Here is a 21042-nt window from a genome sequence, read left to right on the forward strand (position 1 = left end):
GACTTTTGCTATCGCTCGGCGATAGCAAAGGTCCCTTGCTTCGTTTCCGGTCCCAGCTACTTCCCGCCGCGTGCCATGCGGAGGACGTCGAGTGCCTCGTCGAGCTGGGCCTCGGTGAGCTTGCCGTCCGCGACATAGCCGCGTTCCAGCACGACCTCGCGGATCGTCTTCAGCTCCTTCAACGCCTGCTTCGCGACGGCGGCGGCCTCTTCGTAACCGATGTACTTGTTCAGCGGCGTCACGATCGAGGGCGAGCCCTCGGCGTACTGCCGCGCGCGGTCGACGTTCGCGGTGACCCCGGCGAAGACCTTGTCCGCCAGCAGCCGCGACACCGCCGCGAGAAGTCGCGCGGACTCCAGCACATTGCGGGCGATCACCGGCAGGTTCACGTTGAGCTGGAAGTTCCCCGCCGCGCCCGCGAACGCCACCGCCGCGTCGTTCCCGATCACCTGCGCGACGACCTGCAGCGTCGCCTCCGGGATCACCGGGTTCACCTTGCCGGGCATGATCGACGAGCCCGGCTGCAGATCCGGCAGCGCCAATTCAGCGAGGCCCGTGCGCGGACCGGATCCCAGCCACCGCAGGTCGTTCGCGATCTTGTTCAACGACACCGCGACGGTACGCAGGTGCCCGGAGGTCTCGACCACGCTGTCCTGGGTCGCCTGTGCTTCGAAGTGGTCGCGGGCTTCGGTGAGCGGCAGGCCCGTCTCCTCCGCGAGTTGCGCCGCGACGGCCGCGCCGAAGCCGTCGGGCGCGTTGAGCCCGGAACCCACGGCGGTTCCGCCGATCGGCAGTTCACCCAGCCGTGGCAGGCCGGAGCGCAGCCGCTCGACGCCGAACCGCACCTGCGACGCCCACGCTCCCGCCTCCTGCCCGAGCGTGATGGGCACCGCGTCCATCAGGTGCGTGCGGCCGGACTTGACGACGTCCGCCCATTCCGCGGCGCGTCCCTCGATCGCGGCGGCGAGGTGCTCCAGCGACGGGATCACGTCGGTCAGCACGGCCTCGGTCGCGGCGACGTGGATCGTGGTCGGGAACGTGTCGTTGGACGACTGCGACGCGTTGACGTGGTCGTTCGGGTGCACGTCGCGGCCGAGCGCGCGGCTGGCCAGCGTCGCGATGACCTCGTTGGCGTTCATGTTCGACGAGGTGCCGGAACCGGTCTGGAACACGTCGATCGGGAAGTGCGCGTCGTGGGCGCCCCCGGCGACCTCGTCGGCGGCTTTCGCGATCGCTTCGGCGAGGTCGGCGTCGAGCACGCCGAGCTTGGCGTTGACCCGCGCGGCCGCCGCTTTCAGCAGGCCGAGCGCGCGGATCTGGGCGCGTTCCAGGCCACGGCCGGAGATCGGGAAGTTCTCGACGGCGCGCTGCGTCTGCGCGCGGTAGAGGGCGTCGGCCGGGACGCGGACCTCTCCCATGGTGTCGTGTTCGATCCGGTATTCCTGTTCAGCCATGGTCCCAGTCTCGCGCAGCGGCGACGGCCCCGCCTCGTGTCCTTGGGCACCCGGTCGGGAGTAGGGTCGGACGTGTTCTCGATCACTGCCATCCACCACTGGCTGGAGCGAGCCCATGACACTGCCTTCTGGGGAACCCTCTTACGACCTCGTGATCATCGGCGCGGGCCCGACCGGCCTGTTCGCCGCGTATTACGCCGGATTCCGTGGCCTTTCCATGGCCGTAGTCGATTCACTGCCGGAACCCGGGGGACAGGTCACCGCCATGTACCCCGAAAAGATGATCTACGACGTCGGCGGGTTCGCCGCCGTGCGCGGACGCGACCTCGTCCAAGGACTGGTCGACCAAGCCGCCCCGTGGAAACCGGACTATCTCCTCGGCCGCAAGGCGGAGAAGCTCGAAAACGCCGACGGCGGCGGGCTGATCCTGACCCTCGACGGTGGCGACACCCTGCGTGCCGGAGCGGTCCTCATCACCGCGGGCATCGGCGAGTTCACCCCGCGCCCGCTCCCCGCCGGGGACGGCTGGCTCGGCCGCGGCATGGTGCACTTCGTCCCGGCGCTGCAGGCCCACGCGGGCCAGCATGTCGTGGTCGTCGGCGGCGGTGACTCGGCGTTCGACTGGGTGCTCGCACTGCACCCGATCGCGGCCAGCGTGACCCTGGTGCACCGGCGCGCGAAGTTCCGCGCCGCCGAGTCGATCGTGCGGCAGGCGCGGGAACTGGGCGTGCGGATCATCACCGACGCGGAGGTCGCGCGGTTCGTGGAGACGCCGGACGGCGCGCTGACGGCGGTCGACGTCCAGATCAAGGGCGCCGATGACGAGCGGCTGGCCGCCGACACGGTCGTCGCCGCGCTCGGCTTCACCGCCGACCTCGGCCCGATCGAAAGCTGGGGGCTGGAGATCGACCACCGCGCGATCAGCGTCGACACGACCATGGCCACCGCTCGCGAGCGTGTCTACGCGGCGGGCGACGTGGCGGCGTACCCGGGGAAGGTGAAACTCATCGCCACCGGGTTCGGCGAGGCCGCGACGGCGGTCAACAACATCGCCGTCGCGCTCGACCCGGACGCGCACCTGTTCCCCGGTCACTCCAGCAACGCCGACTAAGCCCCGGAGCGGAGCAAGGGACCTTTGCTATCGTCCGTTAGCGTGCTAATCGTTGGCATGCTCACGAGCGTTAGCAAAGGTCCCTTGCTCTTCTTCCGCAGGTCAGGAGGCAGGTTTCGGGGGAGCCGGTGGCGGTTTCGGCGCGGTCTTCTCGGCGATCCACGACGTGTACGCGACCGCTGAGGTATAGATCGACGGCCCCGTCGCGCAGGTCGCGTCGCCGTTGCCGGGCCGGCTGGTCAGGCCGAGCAGCAGCCACCGGTCGCCGTCCTTCGCGATCTCCGGGCCACCGGAATCGCCGTAGCACGAACCGGCCTTGCCGCCGGGGTTCTCGGTGCACAGTTCCGTCTTGGCGTCGAACGGCGCGATACAGCCCTTCGCGTCGACGACGTGCGTGTCCAGCTGCTGGAGGGTGGCGGGCGGTTTCCCGCAGTCCAGCGTCGGGCAGGTCTGGCCCCAGCCGAGCAGCCGCGTCGCCGTGCCAGGGGCGGTGACCGTGCCGAGCGGGATCGGCGCCGTCTTGACCGGGGCGGAAAGCCGCACCAGCGCGATGTCGCCACCGGGGACGTCCGGCTTGTCCGGTTTGAATGCCGGATTGACCACGACCTCGGCGAGTTGGGCCGTTTCGCCGCCCTGGCCGCTGTCGTTGCTGCCGGCCCGCACGTTCAACACCGCCGGGTTCTTGCCGTCCACACAGTGCGCGGCGGTGACGAACCACGTCGGCGCGATCAGCGCGCCCGCGCAGAACAGCTTCCCGCCCGCGGTGTGCAGCGACACCGTGAACGGGTACGGCTGATCGGCGTCCTTGCCGCCGACGATGTCGTTGTCCGCCGCGGCGGTGCCGGTGACCAGTGCCAACGCGCCCACGAGCGCCAGGAGCAGCACGAGCGGGCGCGGCGGCTTCGCGCTCGTGGCGGGGGAACGTGCCTCGAGCTCGGTCACCGGGACTCCTTACGGCAGCGGGGGTACGACGTCGGCGTCGGGCGAGTCGCCGAGGTGACCGTCGAAGTCGACCGAGGCGTACGCCCGCAGCTTGTTCAGCCGGTGGTAGCCATCGATCATTCTGACCGTTCCGGACTTGGAGCGCATGACGATCGACTGCGTCGTCGCGCCGCCCGCCCGGTAGTGCACCCCGCGCAGCAGGTCGCCGTCGGTGACGCCGGTCGCGCAGAAGAACACGTTGTCACCGCGCACCAGGTCGTCGGTGGTGAGCACCCGGTCGAGATCGTGCCCCGCGCCGATCGCCTTCTCCCGCTCGGCGTCGTCCTTCGGCCACAGCCGACCCTGCAGCTCGCCGCCGAGGCATTTCATCGCGGCCGCCGCGATGATGCCCTCGGGGGTGCCGCCGATCCCGATCAACATGTCGACACCGGTGGTCGGCCGGGCCGCCGCGATCGCGCCCGCGACGTCACCGTCGGAGATGAAGCGGATCCGGGCGCCGGCCTCGCGGACTTCCTTGATGATCTGCTCGTGCCGCGGCCGGTCCAGGATGCACACGGTCACGTCGCTTTTGCTGCTGTTCTTCGCCTTCGCGACCCGGCGGATGTTCTCCGCGATCGGCGCGGACAGGTCGATCGTGCCCGCGGCCTCCGGGCCGACGGCCAGCTTCTCCATGTAGAACACCGCGGACGGGTCGAACATCGCGCCGCGCTCGGCGACGGCGAGCACGGCGAGCGCGTTCGGCATGCCCTTGGCCATCAGCGTCGTGCCGTCGATCGGGTCGACCGCGACGTCACAGGCGGGACCGTCGCCGTTGCCGACCTCCTCGCCGTTGTACAGCATCGGCGCTTCGTCCTTCTCGCCCTCGCCGATGACGACGACGCCGCGCATCGAGACGGTCGAGACGAGCTGGCGCATGGCGTCGACCGCGGCGCCGTCGCCGCCGATCTTGTCTCCTTTGCCCACCCAGCGTCCGGCCGCCATCGCGGCGGCTTCGGTTACTCGGACCAGCTCCATCGCGAGGTTGCGGTCGGGCGCTTCGCGACGGCGCGGGGCGCTGGCGGACTCGCTGACGGTGGACATGCGGGCCTCCCGGGTTCTGAGCAGGGCGGGTGCCCAGTCTCTCAGATCGCGAACCCGCTGCGGTCGCCCAGCGGCATGGTGAACGTCACTGGGAGTCGTCGCCGGTGTCCTCCACCGAGGCCAGCGCGGCCTCGATCCGCTCGCGCGCGCCCTCGAGATGCCGTTCGCAGAGCTTCGCCAGTTCCTCGCCCTTTTCCCACAAGGCAAGCGATTGCTCCAGGGACAGGCCACCCGCCTCGAGCTCGCGCACGACCTCGACCAGCCGGTCGCGGGCCTGCTCGTAGCCGAGTTCGGCGGTCTCGCTGCCAGGTTCGCTCACGCTCGAAGATCTCCCACCCTGCGGTGTTTCGCGGTGCCTGCCGCCTCCGCGTCGGCAGCGGCGGCGGTGTGAGCGCACACTACCGCGCTGGCCATCGCGTGGTCGTACCCCACGAAGGCGAGCGCGAACTCCTGGCCGTCACCGTCCGCGATGGCCTCCTCGATCTGCTCCTGCGCGCCCGCGACGCGGCGCCGGTGACCGGTACCCTCCGCGAACCACCATCGGGTGCCGACCTGCATCGACGTCGCCTCGGACAGCCTGCGCAACTGCGGGCCCAGCTCGCGTCGCGCGGCCGTGCCGCATCCCGCCAGCAACGCCGTCCAGCACGCGCTGGCCGCCTGATCGGTCGTGATCGCCTGCCGCAGCAGCGGTACCGCGTCGAGCCGGGCCGCGGCGTCCACGGTCAGCGGGAGAAACGCCGGTGACCGGTGGTTCACGACCGTTCTCCTTCCGCGGGCGGCGAGCTGTCGACGACGGCACCCACCGCTCCGTCGCCGACGCGAATGCGAAGCCGGGCACCGTCCTCGATGTCGGAGACGGAGCGCAGTACCTGGAGGTTGCCTTCGTCGTCGGTGAACTGCACGACGGCGTAGCCGCGGGCCAGCGTCGCGGCCGGGCCGAGCGCGGTGAGCCGGGCCCTGGCGCTCGCCAGTTCCGCTTGATCCTTCGCGAGCAGGCCGAGCACCGCGCGGCGCGCGCGTTCGCGGTGGACGTCGACGTCGTCGGCGCGACGCTCGATCGGGCCTAGTGGATCGGCCAGCGACGGACGGCTGCGCAGCTGGTTCAGCAGCCGCGTCTGGGTGTCGACCCAGCCGTGCAGCGCGCGGCGCCCGCGATCGCGCATCTGCCGCACCCGCTCGGTCTCCTCGCGTACGTCCGGGACGATCCGCTTGCTCGCGTCGGTGGGCGTCGAGCAGCGCAGGTCCGCGACGTGGTCGAGCAGCGGGGTGTCCGGCTCGTGCCCGATCGCGCTGACGACCGGCGTGCCGGCGGCCGACACCGCGCGGCACAGCGCCTCGTCGGAGAACGGGAGGAGATCTTCGACGCTGCCGCCGCCCCGCGCGATCACGATGACGTCGATCGCCGGGTCCCTGTCCAAAGTGGAGAGTGCGCGGATGATCTGCGGGACCGCCTGCGGTCCCTGCACCGCGGTGTTGACGACCTTGAACAGCACATGCGGCCAGCGTGCCTGCGCGTTGACGAGCACGTCGCGCTCGGCCGCGGACGCCCGGCCGGTGATGAGGCCGACCCCTTGCGGCAGAAAGGGAATCCTGCGTTTGCGCGCCGAGGAGAACAACCCTTCGGCGGCCAGCAGCTTACGCAGCCGTTCGATGCGGGCGAGGAGTTCGCCGATGCCCACCGCGCGGATTTCGTTGGCCCGCAAGCTCAATGTGCCGCGCCCGAGGAAGAATGACGGCTTCGCGTGCAGCACCACGCTCGCGCCTTCGCGCAGCGGCGGGTCGATCGAGCGCAACAGCCCGATCGGGCAGGTCACCGACATCGAGACGTCCGCGGACGGATCGCGCAGCGTCAGGAACGCCGTCGATGTGCCGGGGCGCGCCGAAATCTGGGTCACCTGGCCTTCGACCCACACCGCGCCGAGGCGGTGGATCCAGTCGCCGATCTTGCGTGCGACCGTGCGGACCGGCCAGGGGTGCTCCGCACTCGTCGAGGGAGCCGCCGATGCGGCGGCGGAGGATTCCGTGCTCACCGGCCTTCCGTGCCGTTCCCTTCTTCGCCGCCGTTGCCGTCGTCCTCGGCCTTGCGCGCGTTCCCGATGCGCCGCGCGAGCATTCCGACGAACGAGGGCCGGTCGGCGTTCGCCCGCTCGTAGGCGAGCAGTTCTTCGAGCTGCGGGACGGACAGCTTCCGCAGCCGGGCCCGCAGCTGGGGCAGCGTCAGCTGGTCGTAGTTGGACAGCCCGGCCGGGCCGGAGCCGGTCGATTCGCCGGTGCTGTCGAACTCGCCGTCGAGGTGCTCCGCGGCGAGCGCGCGCTCTTCTTCGGCCCACGGATCGCCGAGCTCCGCTTCGAGGTCAGCCGGTGACACAGGGTGACCGTTGACCTCCGCGCGTGGCTCCGGGACGTCCGCGACCGGCGTGAGCGTCGGCCGGGCGGGCGGAAGGTCCGGTTCGAGGTCTTCGTCGAAGGTCGCCCAGCTGGGCGTGTCCTCGATGGGGCGGAGCCCGGCCAGCGCGTCGTCGCCCTTGATGGCCAGCTCGGTGACGTGCTGCTGGACACGCATGGAGAACTGGAGCACCTGGCTGACCACGGTGACCGGGAGCCCGGTGAGCTGCTTCGGGAGTTCGCGAACCCGCTCGGCGGTGGTGACGGCGAGGCCCGCGGCGACCCGGAGGGGGAGCGGGAGAGGCTTCATGCGTCTAGCCTGCCGCATCTACGCCATCCTGCCCAACCGAACGGGTGGGTCCGGTATGTCGACGTGACGGTGGGCACAGCCCGGAAGAGGGACGAGGGTCACTCGAACGGGACTTCGAGTGGGCCCCGGGGCTGCCCGTACCCTGGGGGCATGAGTTCTGCGAGTCCCGGAATCGAGCAGGCGGACACCCCGACGATCAGTGACTCCGGCGCGACCGGCAAGCGAGTGCTGCTCGCCAAGCCCCGTGGTTATTGCGCCGGCGTCGACCGCGCGGTCATCGCCGTCGAGAAGGCACTCGAGGTGTATGGCGCGCCGGTGTACGTGCGCAAGGAGATCGTGCACAACAAGCACGTCGTGGAGACGCTGCGCGAGCGCGGCGCGATCTTCGTCGACGAGACCACCGAAGTGCCCGAGGGCGCGCTCGTGGTGTTCTCCGCGCACGGCGTTTCGCCCGCGGTGCACACCGAGGCCGCGGACCGGAACCTGCGCACCATCGACGCCACGTGCCCCTTGGTGACCAAGGTGCACAAGGAGGTCAACCGGTTCGCGAAGGACGACTACGACATCCTGCTGATCGGCCACGAAGGGCACGAAGAGGTCGAGGGCACCGCGGGCGAGGCCCCGGAGAAGGTGCAGCTCGTCGACACCGCCGAGGACGTCGACAAGGTCGAGGTCCGCGACCCGTCCAAGGTTGTGTGGCTGTCCCAGACGACGTTGAGCGTCGACGAGACGATGGAGCGCGTAGACCAGCTTCGCGAACGCTTCCCCGGCTTGGCCGACCCGCCGAGCGACGACATCTGTTACGCCACCACGAACCGTCAGGTCGCGGTCAAGGCGATGGCCGCCGAATGCGACCTCGTGCTGGTCGTCGGTTCGACGAACTCCTCGAACTCCAAGCGGCTGGTCGAGGTCGCGCTCAAGGCCGGTGCCCGCGACGCGCACCTCGTCGATTTCGCTCGCGAAGTCGACGAGAGCTGGCTCGAAGGCGTCACGACCGTCGGCGTCACCAGTGGTGCCTCGGTGCCCGACATCCTGGTGATGGACCTGCTGGCCTGGCTCGCCGAACGCGGCTGGGCCGACGTCGACGAGGTCACCACGGCCAACGAGAAGATCGCGTTCGCGCTTCCGCCGGAGTTGCGCAAGGCCCTGTAACAGGCGCTGAAGAAACAATTCAGCCGCAAGGTCTCCGACGAGACCTTGCGGCTGAATGCGTTTTCCGGGCTCGGTGTCCCCCGAGGACTCAGCGCTCGTCGTCCCACGGCCGCGGGCGCCGGGGCTGTGGACGGCCCTGGGTGCGACGCGGAGGCGGGGCGTCCCCACCGCGAGGATCTTCGCGCGGGATGCGGCGACGAGGTGGTTCGCCCCCTCGCGGCTCGCGGCGACGCGGGGGCTCACCGTCCATGGGCCGCGGAGCACGCGGCTGCCGGGCACCTCCTGGCGGCGGAGTGCGCGCGGCCCGCGTGCCCGGCTCGCGGTCGAGCGGTTCCCGGCCGCCACGCGGCGCGCGGCCACCACCCTCGACGGGCGGGCGGGGACGCCGCGGTGGTTCGCCGTCGCGACCGGCGCCCCGGCGCGCGTCCGGCGGCAGCGGTGTCTGCCCGGTCCTCGAGCCCGGCGGGCGCGGGCGGCCGGCGGCCGCGGCGCGCGAGGGCGGGCGCTCCTCGTCGTCGCCGCGGCGACGTTCCGGTTTGGCCTTGCCCTTGACGGCGATCGGCGCGTTCGGGTCGCGTTCGCGATAGATCCGGAAGAAGCCGAGTGCCAGGGTCAGCACGGTGGCGATCGCCATCACCGGGAAGCTGTTGATCAGCGGCTGGCCGATGTTGAAGATCCGCGAGAACATGTCGCCGCCGCCGTTCTCCGAACCGGAGGTGAGCAGCACGACGACGGGCACTGTCACGGCCAGCACCAGCGGCGGCTGCACCATCGGGCCGAACAACGCGCGGCGCTGCACCACGACGACCGCGGCCACGGCTCCCACGACGTAGCAGACCTGGAACAGGATGCCCAGGTCACCGGTGGCTTTCTTGGCGACGAAGGCGCTCACGACGGCCAGGCCGAGGCACACCAGTACCGCCCCCCACCAGGGGAGGCCTCGCCTCGCCCCCACGAGCGGACGCTCGTCCCATGGCACAGGTACGTCGTCGGCATCTGGATCGCTCTGGCGATCGCGTATCGCGGTCACAAGGCAACACCGTATCCGGTAGTTGTAAAGATCTTGCTACCCATCCGCGCACATGGCGGACTCACCACCCGGCGGCGTGACGCCTCGTGCGTACCGGGAGGCCGGCTGGTCTGGTGCCCGGTGTCAGCTCGCGGCCAGCTCGTCCCCCTTCCTGACCTGCGGGACTTCCGCGGGACTGCCTGCCGCGTCGGTGAGTGGCGCGACCGTGGCGCGGAAGTTCTCCAATGCCTCCAGTTCCCGGCGCCGGGCGGAGATGAAGCGCTGCAGATGTGTGCCCGAAAGGTTAAGAGCTTCGACCGCGTTGCCCGCCGCCCGGTGCGCCGCCGCGGCCCCAGCCCGGACCTGCTCGACGTCCTCCACCAGTGCCCGGTCGCTCCCGGCGAACAGCGCGGCCGAGGCCAGCACGCCGAACCCGGTCGGCCCGCACAGGAACACCCGGCGGTCGATGAGCCAGCGCAGCAGCTCGGGGTCGGTGTCGAGCGCCGCGACCACGGCCGCGTCCGACGGGACGAACATGATCGTGCCGTAGATCGCGTCCGCCCAGCGCTGGTAGCCCTTCCCGGCCAGCTCGGCGGCCCGTGACCGCAGCTGCCGGACGTGCACGCGCAGCGCGTCCAGCCGCTCCTCGGGGTCGTCGGTCTCCACCGCCTCGGCCCAGCACGCCATGCTCGCCTTGGCGTCCACCGGTACCGTGCGGCCGCCGCCGACGCGCAGCACCATGTCCGGTTTCGCCGCGCCGCCGCCCGCGAGGTCGGTTTGCAGGGTGAAGTGCAGTTCCTCGCGCAGCCCGAGCGCTCGCGCGGTTTCCACCAGTACCTGTTCGCCGAGCTCGCCCCGCCCGCTGATGGAGGCGAACGCGACCTCGTAGCGCCGCAGCGCCAGCTGCTGCTGATCGCTGCGCGCGCGCTCGGCCGCGACCAGCTTCGCCGCCGCGTCCGCCCGCCGCATGCCGTCGTTGTACAGCCGCCACAGCACGGCGATCGCGACGAGCAGCAGCAGTGCGAGCACCACGGCCGCGGTGGTGATCACCGTGCTCACCGATCCTCCTCATTCTTTCCGGGTCTTCCGGCTCGGCACCCGCCGAACGCGAGGGGGCCATCATGGCGGACGGCACCGACAAAACGCGGAACCGGCTGGTCGCACTGCGTAGCGGTGCCGGGAATCCGGCGCCTTGCCAGTGTGTCCGTCCCGGCCGGGTTCCCGGCGTTCGCCACGCCAGGCAAGGCCGCTCGAAGCAAGCGATTCGGACATTCGGCCGCTCACCAGGGGACCTGGACGAAGTAGCTCACACGTTCGAGTGGAGCAGGCGGCGTGCCTCCCCCTTCTTGTCGGCCTCAGGTCCTACCTTGGGCCGCGTGAGACTCCTCCACACCTCCGACTGGCACATCGGCCGCACCTTCCACGGGGCCGATCTGCTTGCCGAGCAACAAGCCGTGCTCGGGCACCTCGCCGACCTCGTGGTCGACGAGGCGGTCGACGCCGTGCTCGTGGCGGGGGACATCTACGACCGCGCGGTGCCGTCCGCGGAAGCGGTCCGGGTCGCCACTGCGGCGATCGGCCGGATCCGCGCGTCCGGTGCCCAGCTGGTGATCACACCGGGAAACCACGATTCGGCGCCACGGCTCGGCGCGTTCGCCGAATTCGCCGCGGCGGGCGGGCTGCACCTGCGAGCCACGGTCGCGGGGATCGCCGAGCCGGTGCTGCTGGCCGACGAACACGGCCCGGTGGCCTGCTACGGCATCCCGTACCTGGAGCCGGAACCCTCCCGGCACGCGCTCGGAGTGCCGGAGGCGCGCGGTCACACCGGCGTGCTCACCGAGGCGATGCGGCGGGTCTGCGCCGATCTCGCCGAGCGCGCCGGGACACGGTCGGTGGTGCTCGCGCACGCGTTCGTCACCGGTGGCGAGGCGAGCGAATCGGAGCGGCCGATCGCGGTCGGCGGGGTCGAGCAGGTACCGGGCTCGGTCTTCGACGGTGTCGACTACGTGGCGCTCGGCCATCTCCACGGCCCGCAGACGCTGGCCGAGCACCTGCGGTACTCGGGCAGCCCGCTGGCCTACTCGTTTTCCGAGGCACGGCAACGTAAATCGGTGTGGCTGGTCGATCTCGACGAGCACGGCCTCGCCGAGGTCCGCAGGCACGAACTGCCGGTGCCCCGGCCGCTGGGCACGTTGAAAGGCGAGCTGGAGGAACTGCTTTCGGCCCCGGAGCACGACGAATGGACCGAGCACTTCCTGTCGGTGACGGTGACCGACAGGGTGCGTCCGGTCGACGCCATGCGCAAACTGCGCGAACGGTTCCCGTACGCGGTGCACATGGATTGGGAGCCCGAAGGCGGCCATGCGGGCAAAGCGCTGAAGTACGCGGAAAACGTCCGTGGCCGGTCCGATATCGAGATCACCCGCAGCTTCCTCGAGGACTGCCGGGGCGCGGGGCCGAGCGAGCGGGAGGAGCGGCTGGTGTTCGCCGCGCTGGAAGCGGCCGATCGTGGGGCGATCGCGAAATGAGACTGCATCGCCTGGAGGTCGCGGCGTTCGGTCCGTACGCGGGGCGCGAGGAGGTCGACTTCGACGTTCTCGGTGCCGACGGCCTCTTCCTGCTGCACGGGGAAACCGGTGCCGGCAAGACCACGCTGCTCGACGCGATCGCCTTCGCGTTGTTCGGTGTGGTGCCCGGTGCGCGCGGCGAGGTCAAACGGCTGCGGTGCGATCTCGCCCAGCCGGACCAGCTGACCGAGGTCGCGCTCGAACTGACCGTGCAGGGCCAGCGTTTGCGGATCGTGCGCAGCCCGGAGTACCAGCGGCCGAAGCGCCGGGGCGAGGGCACGACGACGCAGCAGGCGAAGGTGTCGCTGACCTGGATCGGTGACCCGCCGCACGGGTTGCCGCCGGAAGGCCTGATCCGGATCGAGGAGGTGGCGCGGACCGTCGAGCGGCTCCTCGGCATGACGGCGCACCAGTTCTTCCAGGTCGTTTTGCTGCCACAGGGCGAGTTCGCGCGGTTCCTGCGTTCGGACACCACCGAGCGCGAGAAGCTGCTGGAGCGGTTGTTCGGCACCGAACGATTCTCCGACGTCGAACGCTGGTTCGCGGATCTGCGTGCCGAGCGAGGCCGGGCGTTGCAGGAGCGCCAGCAGTCGGTGCGCGAACTGGTGGCCCGGTACGCGCAGGCGGCACAGCAGGATCCGCCGGAGGAGGGGCACGCCGCGTGGGTCGACGACGTGCTGCGCGAGGTCACCGAGCGGGTCGAGTCGCACAAGGCCGGGCACGAGACGGCACGGAAGGCCGCGGAACGCGCGGAGTCCGTGCTCAAGGAGCGTGAGGCCGACGCGGAGCGGGTGCGCCAGGTCCGGCGGGCTCACACCCGGCTGGCCGAGCTCGAGGAGCAGGCGGGCCAGCGCGCGGAATGGGCGGAGGAGATCGCGGCCGCGCGGCGGGCCGCCGGGGTGATGCCCGAGGCCGAGGCGCTGGACCGGCGCACGGCCGAGCTGGAGGACGCCGAAGAGAAGGCGGAGGCCCGTCGCGGAGATCTCGCGAAGCTGGGATCCGACGCCGCCGGGCTGGACCACACCGGCCTGCGAACCAAGGCGGGCACGGTACGCGAGGAGGCCGGTGCGCTCGCCGAACTGGTCGCCGAGGCCGAGCAGCAACGCGCGGACGTCGCCCGCCGCGCGGAGCGGCAGCAGGTCGCGGAACGGGCGGCCGACGAGGCCGGGGAGCTGACCCGCGGGCAGGCCGAAATTCCGGCGAAGCTGGCCGAGCTGCGCGAGGCCGAGCAGGTCGCGGCCACCGCGGTGGCCACTGTGGACAGTGCGAAGGCGAGAGTCGAGGATCTCACGGCGGTGGCCCAGGACGTCGCGGAGCTGCCCGCGGCTGAACAGAAGGTCGGGCGCGGCGAGGCCAAGCTGCGGGAGGTCGTCGACGCGCATCAGGCGGCCCGGCAGCACCGGCTCGACCTGCGCGAGCGGCGGCTGGAGGGGATGGCGGCCGAACTGGCGGCGGGACTGGCCGAGGGTTCGGCTTGTCCGGTGTGCGGATCCGCGGACCACCCGGCGCCCGCGAACCATGAGGCGCCGCTGGTCGACCCGGCGGAGGAGCGTGCCGCCGAAGAGGCCGAGCAGCAGGCGGAAGCGTTCCGCCAGCGGGTGTTGTCCGCGCTGCACGAAGCCAAGGCGCGGCTGGAGGAGCTGCGGAAACGAGTGGGCGAGCGGACCGCCGAGTCGGTGGCCGCCGAACTCGCGCAGGCGCGGGAAGAGGTCGCCTCGCTGACCGGACAGGCGAGCCGCAAAGCCCGGCTCACCGAGCGAATCACCGTACTGGAGCGGGAGGCCGAGCAGCAGTCCGAACGGCTGCGGCTGGCCGAGCAGGCGAGGGCCACCGCGGTGGCCGAGGTCGGCGCGCTCGACGAGCGGATCGCCGAACGCGATCGGCGGCTGGCCGCCGGGCGTGGCGAGTTCCCCGACGTCACCGCGCGGCGGCGGCATCTGCTCGCGCTCGCCGGCGCGCTCGACGCCCTGGCCGAGGCCGAAGCGGCGGTCGAGGGAGCGGGCAAGCGGCTGAGCGAACAACGCATGATGGTCGAGGTCGCGTTGCAGGCCAAGGGGTTCGCGACCCTGGACGCGGCACGCACCGCGCACCGCACCGAGGAACAGATCAAGAAGCTGGAGCAGGGCCTCGCCGAAGCGGAGGCGTCCGCCGCCTGGGCGCGGGAGGTGCTCGCGCAGCCCGAGCTGTCCGGCGTTTCCCCGGATGACGTCATCGACGTCGCGTCGGCGGCCGAGGCCGCGCGGCAGACCCGGGCCACGGCCGAGTCGGCGTTCGCGACGCTGCGGGCGGTGATCGAGCAGCACGGCGAGCTGACCCGCCTGGCAGGCCGGATGAAGGCCGCGCTGGCCGAGCTGGCGCCGGTCGAAGAGGAGTACGCCGAGCTGAAGGCACTGGCCGAAGTGGTCAACGGCCGCGGGCAGAACAGCCGGAAGATGTCGCTGCGGTCCTACATCCTCGCGGCCAAGCTGGAGGAGGTCGCGATCGCCGCGACGGCCCGGCTGCGGACGATGAGCCAGGGCCGGTACTCCTTCGTGCATTCGGACGCGGTCGGCGCGCGCGGCACGCGGGGCGGGCTCGGGCTCGACGTGCTCGACGACTACTCGGGCTCGGTCCGCCCGGCGAAGACGTTGTCCGGCGGCGAATCGTTCCTCGCCTCGCTGGCGCTCGCCCTCGGCCTCGCCGACGTCGTGGCCGCCGAGACCGGGGGCGCGCTGCTCGACACGTTGTTCGTCGACGAGGGGTTCGGGACGCTCGACTCCGAAACCCTCGACATCGTGATGAACATCCTCGACGAGCTCCGCGCGGGCGGCCGGGTGGTCGGCCTGGTTTCGCACGTCGAGGAGCTGCGCCAGCGCATCCCGACCCGGCTCCGGGTCCGGAAGGCACGGGCGGGTTCGACGCTGGAGGTGGTCGCCTGCTGAAGATCAGGCCAAAATGGAGGCATGACTCAGCCACCGAACGGTGAGCCGCGCTATCGGCTGCTCACGGGACCTGACGACGCGCACTTCTGCCGCAGGGTCAGCGAAGCGCTGGACGCCGGATACATGCTCCACGGTTCACCGGCGGCCACGCACGACGGCAACCAGGTGATCGTCGCGCAGGCCGTGGTGTGGCAGGGGCCGGAGAGCACCCCGGTGCAGGCGGCGGTCGCGCACGAACTCGAGGCGATGGAAGACGAGCTCAAGAGCGGCGACTAACCGGTCGAGCCAGCGACCCCGCTCCGTCGTCAGGCGGCTTCGTGGTCGAGCAGCCAGCGCTTGGTGTCCACGCCCCAGCGGAAGTTGCCGATCGCTCCGCCGGTCTTCACGACGCGGTGGCACGGTACGAACAACGCGGCGGCGTTGCGTGCGCAGGCCGAGGCGGCCGCCCGGATCGCGGCCGGGTTCCCGGTCAGTTCCGCGTAGCCGGCGTAGCTGACCGGCTGCCCGGCGGGCACCGTCCGCAGCACGTCCCAGGCGTGCTGGCGGAAGGCGCCCGAACGCTGCCGGACCTCGATGCCGTCGACCGCGTCCAGTTCCCCGGCGTGGTAGCGGCGGATCGCGGTGGTGACGGGGCCGAGGTCGCGCCGTTCGGTCAGCTCACCGGGAGCCAGCGACGGTGAGATCAGCGGCGTCAGCTCGGCGACGTCGCCGGTCCAGCCGGAGGCGAGGACGGCCCCGTCCCCGGCCACGACCGCGCTGAACGGCCCGGCCTTGGTGTCCACAGTGGACCAATACGCGATGCTCACGAAAACTTCTCCTTGGCGGTGAAACAGAATCAGGTGAATCAGGCGGGACGAATCAGAGATCGGCTCGCCACAAGTACATACCGGCGTAGGAACACCACGGCTGCCAGCCCCGGGCCCGTTCCGCGAGCGTGGCGACGTCGATGCCGAGCGCTTCCGCGCCGCGCCGCAGCGCCAGGTCGCCCGCCAGAAGCACGTCGGGCGCGCCGAGTACGCGCATCAGCACGTAGCCGGCAGTCCACGGCCCGACGCCGGGGCAGGCGAGCAACTCGTCGCGCAGTTCCTCGGACTCACGGCCGATGTGCACGTCGAGGGTGCCTTCGGCGAGCGCGGCCGCTACCGAGGTGATCGCCTCGATACGCTGCTTCGGCCCGCGCAGGATGTCCGTGCCTTCGGCGGCGACGCGGGCGGCCGTCGGGAAGAGCCGCTCCAGCGGGGCGTCCCCGCCGGGCACCGGCTCGCCGAGCGCGTCCGCGAGCGAACCCGCCGCCGTCCGCGCGGCGGCGACCGAGACCTGCTGCCCGAGCATGGCGCGGATGACCAGCTCATCCCCGTCGACCGCGCCAGGGACCCGCATCCCGGGCACCGCGGCCACGAGCGGGGCGAGTGCCGGGTCGGCGCCCAGCACCCGGGTGACCGCCTCGGGGTCGGCGTCCAGGTCGAGCAGCCTGCGGACGCGGCTGACCGCACTGCTCAGATCACGCAGGTCGGTCAGGCGCAGTTCGCAGCGCACGTGATCCGGCCGCGGGCTCAGCCACACCGTGCCGCTCCCGTGCGCGAGCCGCAGTGTGCGGCCGTAGCCGGTGATGCCGTTGTCGTCGCTCACGACGTGCTCGACACCGGGAATCGCGCGATCGGCCAGGAATCGCAGGATGCCGTCCGCGTCGAACGGGGGACGGAACGGCAGGCGCAGGCTCAGCCGCGTGGCACCGCTGAGCCCCTCGGTGTCCTGACGGCCGCGACGCAGGCTGGCAGCGCGAAGCTGCGAAGGCGTCGTCGCGAACACTTCGCGGATGGTCTCGTTGAACTGGCGGACGCTGGAGAACCCGGCGGCGAAGGCGACGTCGGTCAGCGGCAGTTCGGACATCTCGATGAGCAGCCGCGCGGAGTGCGCGCGGTGGGCACGGGCCAGTGCCAGCGGCCCGGCGCCGAGTTCGGCGGTGAGCACCCGGCCGAGCTGCCGTTCCGAGTAGCCGAGCCGTCGCGCCAGGCCGGGGACGCCCTCGCGTTCGACCGTGCCGTCCGAGATCAGCCGCATCGCCCGTGCGGCGAGATCGGCGCGGATGTTCCAGTCCGGCGACCCGGGCACGGCGTCGGGCAGGCACCGGCGGCACGCGCGGTAGCCGTTCGCCTGCGCGGCCGCGGACGTCGGGTAGAAGCTGACGTTCTTCGCCTTCGGCGTCAGCGCCGGGCACGACGGACGGCAGTAGATGCCGGTCGTGCGCACGGCCATGATGAACTGGCCGTCGAAGCGGGAATCGCGGGCGGCCACCACCCGGTAGCAGCGCTCGGTGTCGCGCCAGATCGCCTCAGGCGTCGGCGTCCTGATCGACACGGTGGTGGTTCGCTGGGTCATGACTCCAATGATGCCAGCAGGTCAGGCGCGTGACTGGCGGAAATCCGACGGGACGTTCGCGGGCGCGGGGATACTGTGGCGGTATGACGATCGCCGGGCATCCATGGGAGTGGGACGAACCGGAGTGGCGTGGCCAGGTGGGCCGGGTGCGCGCGGGCAGGCGGCTGGTGCCCGAGCACTGGCCCGGCGGGGCCAAGGTCGCGGTGGCCCTGTCCTTCGACTCCGATCACGAGACGATTCCGTTGCGGGACAAGGAATTCAGTCCCTGTCAGTTGTCGCAGGGCGAGTACGGCAGCCGGGCCGGTGTGCCGCGAGTGCTGCGGCTGCTGGCCGAGCACGGCATCACCGCCACGTTCTTCGTCCCGGCGGTGTCGGCGCTCCTGCATCCCGGTGACATCGCGGCGTTCGTCGACGGCGGGCACGAGGTCGCGTTGCACGGCTGGATCCACGAGCGCAACACCGCCCTGCCGCCCGGCGTCGAACGTGAGCTGACCTTGCGCAGCGCGGACACGCTGGAGCGGCTGGCGGGCGCGCGGCCGGTCGGCCTTCGCACGCCGTCCTGGGACTTCAGCGCCGACACACTCGACGTGATCCGGGAGCTCGGCCTGCGCTACGACTCCTCGCTGATGGCCGACGACGAGCCGTACGAGGTGCTGGCCGACGGCGAACCGACCGGGCTGGTCGAGATCCCGGTCGAATGGATCCGGGACGACGCGCCGTTCTTCCCGCGCGACCCCACGCGGCCCGCCATGGCGCCGCGGCAGGTCCTCGAGATCTGGCGTGACGAGTTCGACGCGGCCTACGCCGAGGGTGGGGTGTTCCAGGTCACCATGCCCCCACACGTGATCGGCCACCGGTCACGGTTCGTGGCACTGCGAGCACTTGTCGAACACATCGCAGGTCACGACGGAGTCTGGTACGGCTCGCACGCGGAAGTCGCCGACTGGGTGCTGGGGCGCAGCGGCGGAGAGAGCGCCACGTACACTGCGGGGTCGTGAGCCTTACCCTCGGTATCGTCGGCCTGCCCAACGTCGGCAAGTCCACCCTCTTCAACGCGCTGACCCGCAACGACGTGCTCGCCGCGAACTACCCGTTCGCCACGATCGAGCCCAACGTCGGTGTCGTCCCGCTGCCCGACCCGCGGCTGGACAAGCTCGCCGAAGTGTTCGGCTCGGAGAAGATCGTGCCCGCCGTCGTGTCCTTTGTGGACATCGCGGGCATCGTGAAGGGCGCGTCCGAGGGCGCGGGGCTCGGGAACAAGTTCCTCGCGAACATCCGCGAGGCGAACGCGATCTGCCAGGTCATCCGCGTCTTCGACGACCCGGACGTGGTGCACGTCGACGGCCGGATCGACCCGTCGAGCGACATCGAGACGATCAACACCGAGCTGATCCTCGCCGACCTGCAGACGCTGGACAAGGCGCTGCCGCGGCTGGAGAAGGAAGCGCGGACGAAGAAGGAGAACAAGCCCGCGCTGGACAACGCGCAGAAGGCCAAGGAGATCCTCGACGCCGGGCGGACCCTGTTCCAGGCGCAGAAGGAGGTCGACTTCGAGGCGCTGCGGGAGCTGAGCCTGCTCACCACGAAGCCGTTCCTCTACGTCTTCAACGCCGACGAAGCCGTGCTCACCGACGAGGCCCGCCGCGAGGAACTGACCAAGCTGGTCGCCCCGGCCGACGCCGTGTTCCTCGACGCGAAGGTCGAGGCCGAGCTGCTGGAGCTGGACGACGAGGAGTCCGTCCGCGAGCTGCTGGAGTCCGTCGGCCAGAGCGAACCGGGCCTGTACTCGCTGGCCCGCGCGGGCTTCCACACCCTCGGCCTGCAGACCTACCTCACCGCGGGCCCGAAGGAGGCCCGCGCGTGGACCATCCCGCAGGGCGCGACCGCGCCGCAGGCCGCCGGGGTCATCCACACCGACTTCGAGCGCGGCTTCATCAAGGCCGAGGTCGTCTCCTACGCGGACCTGATCGAGGCCGGCTCCATGGCGGCCGCGCGCTCGGCCGGGAAGGTCCGCATGGAGGGCAAGGACTACGTCATGGCCGACGGCGACGTCGTCGAATTCCGCTTCAACGTCTGATTCGGCCAAAGGACGTAACCCGTGCTGGAAGCGTGCAGGCGGCTTCCAGCACATAGTGCACATCGCTGCGCGGTTCTGGCCGCGAATAGGGGCGACGACGTTGTCAAGCCTGTTCGTCCTGCTCCGTCGCCGAGTTGGAGGCGGTCTGTAGTAGTGAGATCAGCTGGTGACTCGACCCGAGCGATTTCCTGAGTTTCTTGACGAGTGGCGTGAAGTCAATGGCGATGACTACACGCCACTGAGCTATCTGGATAGCAGTCCGGACGGCTTGAGCTTCGTTGTTGCTGCGCAGTGGCTCTTTGTCCCGGATTTCGTCGAGTATCGCGGCGGTATCTTCCGGGCCGAGTTGCCCAGGGGGCTTGATGGCAAGGGTCGTAAAGTGCTCGATGATTGGTTCGCGCATTTTTCGGGCGACGTATCGAAAGTTGAAGAAAAGGGAAACCTGCTCATTCTCTGGGATCTCTCCTCCGAGGCTGATGCTCACGATGATGATCTTGTTCAGCTGGCTCGGACGTTGGAGCGTTTGTGGCGCTTGCAGTTAAAGGATCGGTTTCCGGATCGAGAATTCACCTTTGAGGTGCTCGACGGCGATGGTTCCTATGGGCCGCAGGTAACTTTCTACTCAACGCCGACCCGTGTCGATCAGGCGCCAGTTGTCGTTTATGAGGTGTGACCGGACTCTGTGGACCCTGCTGCTCACGGTATCCATGTCGACCTTCCCCGTTCGCTCCTCGATGAGCTCGCCAGTACCAGCTCGTCGAGCGGATTGACCTTCGAGATGTTCTCGCCGGCGAGGGTCAACCGCGACTCTCCGCACCGGTTTCGGTCTTCCGCTACTGGTAACGAGTCGCGATCTGGTGCGGCGCTACCGCCGCTGTTGACAGGTAGCCCGACGGCGGTTGCCCCAGCGGGATGGTGATCCTGCCGGGGCTCCCGGAATGACGACCTGACCTCGGGTCGAATCCTCTGGCTACTTCAGATCGGAGACGCTGGGGACGACCACGCCGTACAGGTCGGTGATGGTCGCCAAAGCGCCGTTGTGCAGCTGCTCGGCGCTCACTTCGGCGACCGGCGTCGTCAACGGCCGGGTGGCGCAGGCGTCGGCGACGACCGTCGGATGATTGCCGCGCAGGAACGCGCCCTCGGCGGTGAACGTGACGCACATGTTGGTCATGAACCCGGCGATGACCACGTTCTTGTGCCCGGCGGCGTCGACCTGCTCGCCAAGGTCGGTGTTCACGAAGGCGTTCGGCGTGCCCTTGACGACGACCGGCTCGCCCTCGGCCGGGGCGACGTCCGGGTGGATGCCGCCGATCTCGGCTCGCACGTCGTACGGCGTGCCCTCGCCGCCGTCGTTGACGACGTGGATCACCTTCGTCCCGGCGGCGCGGGCCTTGGTGAGCAGATCCTTGGCAGCGGTCAGCGCGGGCCGCCACCCCTCCAACTCCATCACGCCGCGGGTGTAGGTGTTCTGGTAGTCGACCATGATCAGCGTCGAGCCGGCCAGCGTCGCCGGGGTCTGGTCGAACCCGTTCAGCTCCCGCAGCGTCGTCCTCGCCATGTTCGGATGTCCTCTCGTTCGTCTTTGCCTGCCCTCTGACCAGGCACAACCGAAGCTAGACTCGAGGGAGGATGTCGGCAATGACACGCAAGGC

General features: G+C 70.5%; 20 protein-coding genes. 8 read left to right on the forward strand and 12 right to left on the reverse strand.

The window, feature by feature from the left end; translation table 11 throughout:
• Positions 1–56 precede the first annotated feature (56 nt).
• The gene (locus ACFWX1_RS26420) at positions 57–1454 is read right to left on the reverse strand and encodes a class II fumarate hydratase (protein ID WP_378391654.1); all 1398 of its coding nucleotides are present in this window, start codon (positions 1452–1454) and stop codon (positions 57–59) included.
• A gap of 115 nt (positions 1455–1569) precedes the next feature.
• Between ACFWX1_RS26420 and ACFWX1_RS26425 the strand changes: the two genes are divergently transcribed.
• The gene (locus ACFWX1_RS26425; RefSeq protein ID WP_378391656.1) at positions 1570–2565 is read left to right on the forward strand and encodes an NAD(P)/FAD-dependent oxidoreductase; all 996 of its coding nucleotides are present in this window, start codon (positions 1570–1572) and stop codon (positions 2563–2565) included.
• 102 nt (positions 2566–2667) lie between these two features.
• Here the strand turns inward: ACFWX1_RS26425 and ACFWX1_RS26430 are convergent, their stop codons facing one another.
• From ACFWX1_RS26430 to ACFWX1_RS26455, 6 genes are all read right to left on the reverse strand, one after another.
• Complete coding sequence (locus ACFWX1_RS26430) at positions 2668–3447, reverse strand: S1 family peptidase (protein ID WP_378391714.1); 780 nt, start codon at positions 3445–3447, stop codon at positions 2668–2670.
• Between the two features lie 69 nt (positions 3448–3516).
• Complete coding sequence (glpX, locus tag ACFWX1_RS26435; protein WP_378391658.1) at positions 3517–4587, reverse strand: class II fructose-bisphosphatase; 1071 nt, start codon at positions 4585–4587, stop codon at positions 3517–3519.
• 85 nt (positions 4588–4672) lie between these two features.
• A complete protein-coding gene (locus tag ACFWX1_RS26440) occupies positions 4673–4906 on the reverse strand; it encodes an exodeoxyribonuclease VII small subunit (protein WP_378329873.1) in 234 nt (77 codons plus the stop codon).
• Positions 4903–5343: a hypothetical protein gene (locus tag ACFWX1_RS26445; protein WP_378391660.1), complete on the reverse strand. Its 441-nt coding sequence runs from the start codon at positions 5341–5343 to the stop codon at positions 4903–4905. Before ACFWX1_RS26445 ends, ACFWX1_RS26440 begins: the two co-directional genes overlap by 4 nt.
• Positions 5340–6617 carry an exodeoxyribonuclease VII large subunit gene (gene xseA, locus ACFWX1_RS26450; protein WP_378391662.1) on the reverse strand — a complete coding sequence of 426 codons (1278 nt, stop codon included), beginning with the start codon at positions 6615–6617 and terminating at the stop codon, positions 5340–5342. The genes ACFWX1_RS26445 and xseA overlap by 4 nt, the downstream gene beginning before the upstream one ends.
• Positions 6614–7282: a lipid droplet-associated protein gene (locus ACFWX1_RS26455; protein WP_378391664.1), complete on the reverse strand. Its 669-nt coding sequence runs from the start codon at positions 7280–7282 to the stop codon at positions 6614–6616. The genes xseA and ACFWX1_RS26455 overlap by 4 nt, the downstream gene beginning before the upstream one ends.
• Before the next feature lie 150 nt (positions 7283–7432).
• Between ACFWX1_RS26455 and ACFWX1_RS26460 the strand changes: the two genes are divergently transcribed.
• Positions 7433–8434 carry a 4-hydroxy-3-methylbut-2-enyl diphosphate reductase gene (locus tag ACFWX1_RS26460; protein WP_378391666.1) on the forward strand — a complete coding sequence of 334 codons (1002 nt, stop codon included), beginning with the start codon at positions 7433–7435 and terminating at the stop codon, positions 8432–8434.
• Positions 8435–8522: 88 nt separating this feature from the next.
• Here the strand turns inward: ACFWX1_RS26460 and ACFWX1_RS26465 are convergent, their stop codons facing one another.
• Both ACFWX1_RS26465 and rmuC read right to left on the reverse strand, forming a co-directional pair.
• Positions 8523–9464: a DUF6542 domain-containing protein gene (locus ACFWX1_RS26465; RefSeq protein WP_378391668.1), complete on the reverse strand. Its 942-nt coding sequence runs from the start codon at positions 9462–9464 to the stop codon at positions 8523–8525.
• Positions 9465–9587: 123 nt separating this feature from the next.
• Positions 9588–10502: a DNA recombination protein RmuC gene (rmuC, locus tag ACFWX1_RS26470; protein ID WP_378391670.1), complete on the reverse strand. Its 915-nt coding sequence runs from the start codon at positions 10500–10502 to the stop codon at positions 9588–9590.
• 317 nt (positions 10503–10819) lie between these two features.
• Here rmuC and ACFWX1_RS26475 point away from each other — a divergent pair, with 317 nt between their 5' ends.
• Genes ACFWX1_RS26475 through ACFWX1_RS26485 form a run of 3 tightly spaced genes read left to right on the forward strand, consistent with a single transcriptional unit; the run spans position 10820 to position 15207 of the window.
• On the forward strand, positions 10820–11971 hold the full coding sequence (locus ACFWX1_RS26475; RefSeq protein ID WP_378391672.1) for an exonuclease SbcCD subunit D: 1152 nt from the start codon (positions 10820–10822) through the stop codon (positions 11969–11971).
• Complete coding sequence (locus tag ACFWX1_RS26480) at positions 11968–14931, forward strand: AAA family ATPase (protein WP_378391674.1); 2964 nt, start codon at positions 11968–11970, stop codon at positions 14929–14931. The genes ACFWX1_RS26475 and ACFWX1_RS26480 overlap by 4 nt, the downstream gene beginning before the upstream one ends.
• A 21-nt stretch (positions 14932–14952) precedes the next feature.
• Positions 14953–15207, forward strand: a complete 255-nt coding sequence (locus tag ACFWX1_RS26485) for a DUF1737 domain-containing protein (protein WP_378391676.1) — start codon at positions 14953–14955, stop codon at positions 15205–15207.
• 29 nt (positions 15208–15236) lie between these two features.
• On the opposite strand, the gene ACFWX1_RS26490 is transcribed toward ACFWX1_RS26485, so the two are convergent.
• Both ACFWX1_RS26490 and ACFWX1_RS26495 read right to left on the reverse strand, forming a co-directional pair.
• Positions 15237–15737, reverse strand: a complete 501-nt coding sequence (locus ACFWX1_RS26490) for a methylated-DNA--[protein]-cysteine S-methyltransferase (RefSeq protein WP_378391678.1) — start codon at positions 15735–15737, stop codon at positions 15237–15239.
• Between the two features lie 52 nt (positions 15738–15789).
• Positions 15790–17310: an AlkA N-terminal domain-containing protein gene (locus ACFWX1_RS26495; RefSeq protein WP_378391680.1), complete on the reverse strand. Its 1521-nt coding sequence runs from the start codon at positions 17308–17310 to the stop codon at positions 15790–15792.
• An 83-nt stretch (positions 17311–17393) separates the two neighbouring features.
• Between ACFWX1_RS26495 and ACFWX1_RS26500 the strand changes: the two genes are divergently transcribed.
• The 3 genes from ACFWX1_RS26500 to ACFWX1_RS26510 all read left to right on the forward strand — a co-directional run bounded on the left by ACFWX1_RS26500 (position 17394) and on the right by ACFWX1_RS26510 (position 20060).
• Positions 17394–18308, forward strand: a complete 915-nt coding sequence (locus ACFWX1_RS26500) for a polysaccharide deacetylase (protein WP_378391682.1) — start codon at positions 17394–17396, stop codon at positions 18306–18308.
• The gene (gene ychF / locus ACFWX1_RS26505; protein ID WP_378391684.1) at positions 18305–19387 is read left to right on the forward strand and encodes a redox-regulated ATPase YchF; all 1083 of its coding nucleotides are present in this window, start codon (positions 18305–18307) and stop codon (positions 19385–19387) included. The genes ACFWX1_RS26500 and ychF overlap by 4 nt, the downstream gene beginning before the upstream one ends.
• A 166-nt stretch (positions 19388–19553) precedes the next feature.
• A complete protein-coding gene (locus ACFWX1_RS26510; protein ID WP_378391686.1) occupies positions 19554–20060 on the forward strand; it encodes a hypothetical protein in 507 nt (168 codons plus the stop codon).
• 297 nt (positions 20061–20357) lie between these two features.
• Here ACFWX1_RS26510 and ACFWX1_RS26515 read toward each other — a convergent pair whose 3' ends face one another.
• A complete protein-coding gene (locus tag ACFWX1_RS26515; protein WP_378391687.1) occupies positions 20358–20948 on the reverse strand; it encodes a cysteine hydrolase family protein in 591 nt (196 codons plus the stop codon).
• Positions 20949–21042 lie beyond the last annotated feature (94 nt).

This window comes from Amycolatopsis sp. NPDC059021 (assembly GCF_042739895.1).
In the GTDB taxonomy this organism is placed as follows: domain Bacteria; phylum Actinomycetota; class Actinomycetes; order Mycobacteriales; family Pseudonocardiaceae; genus Amycolatopsis.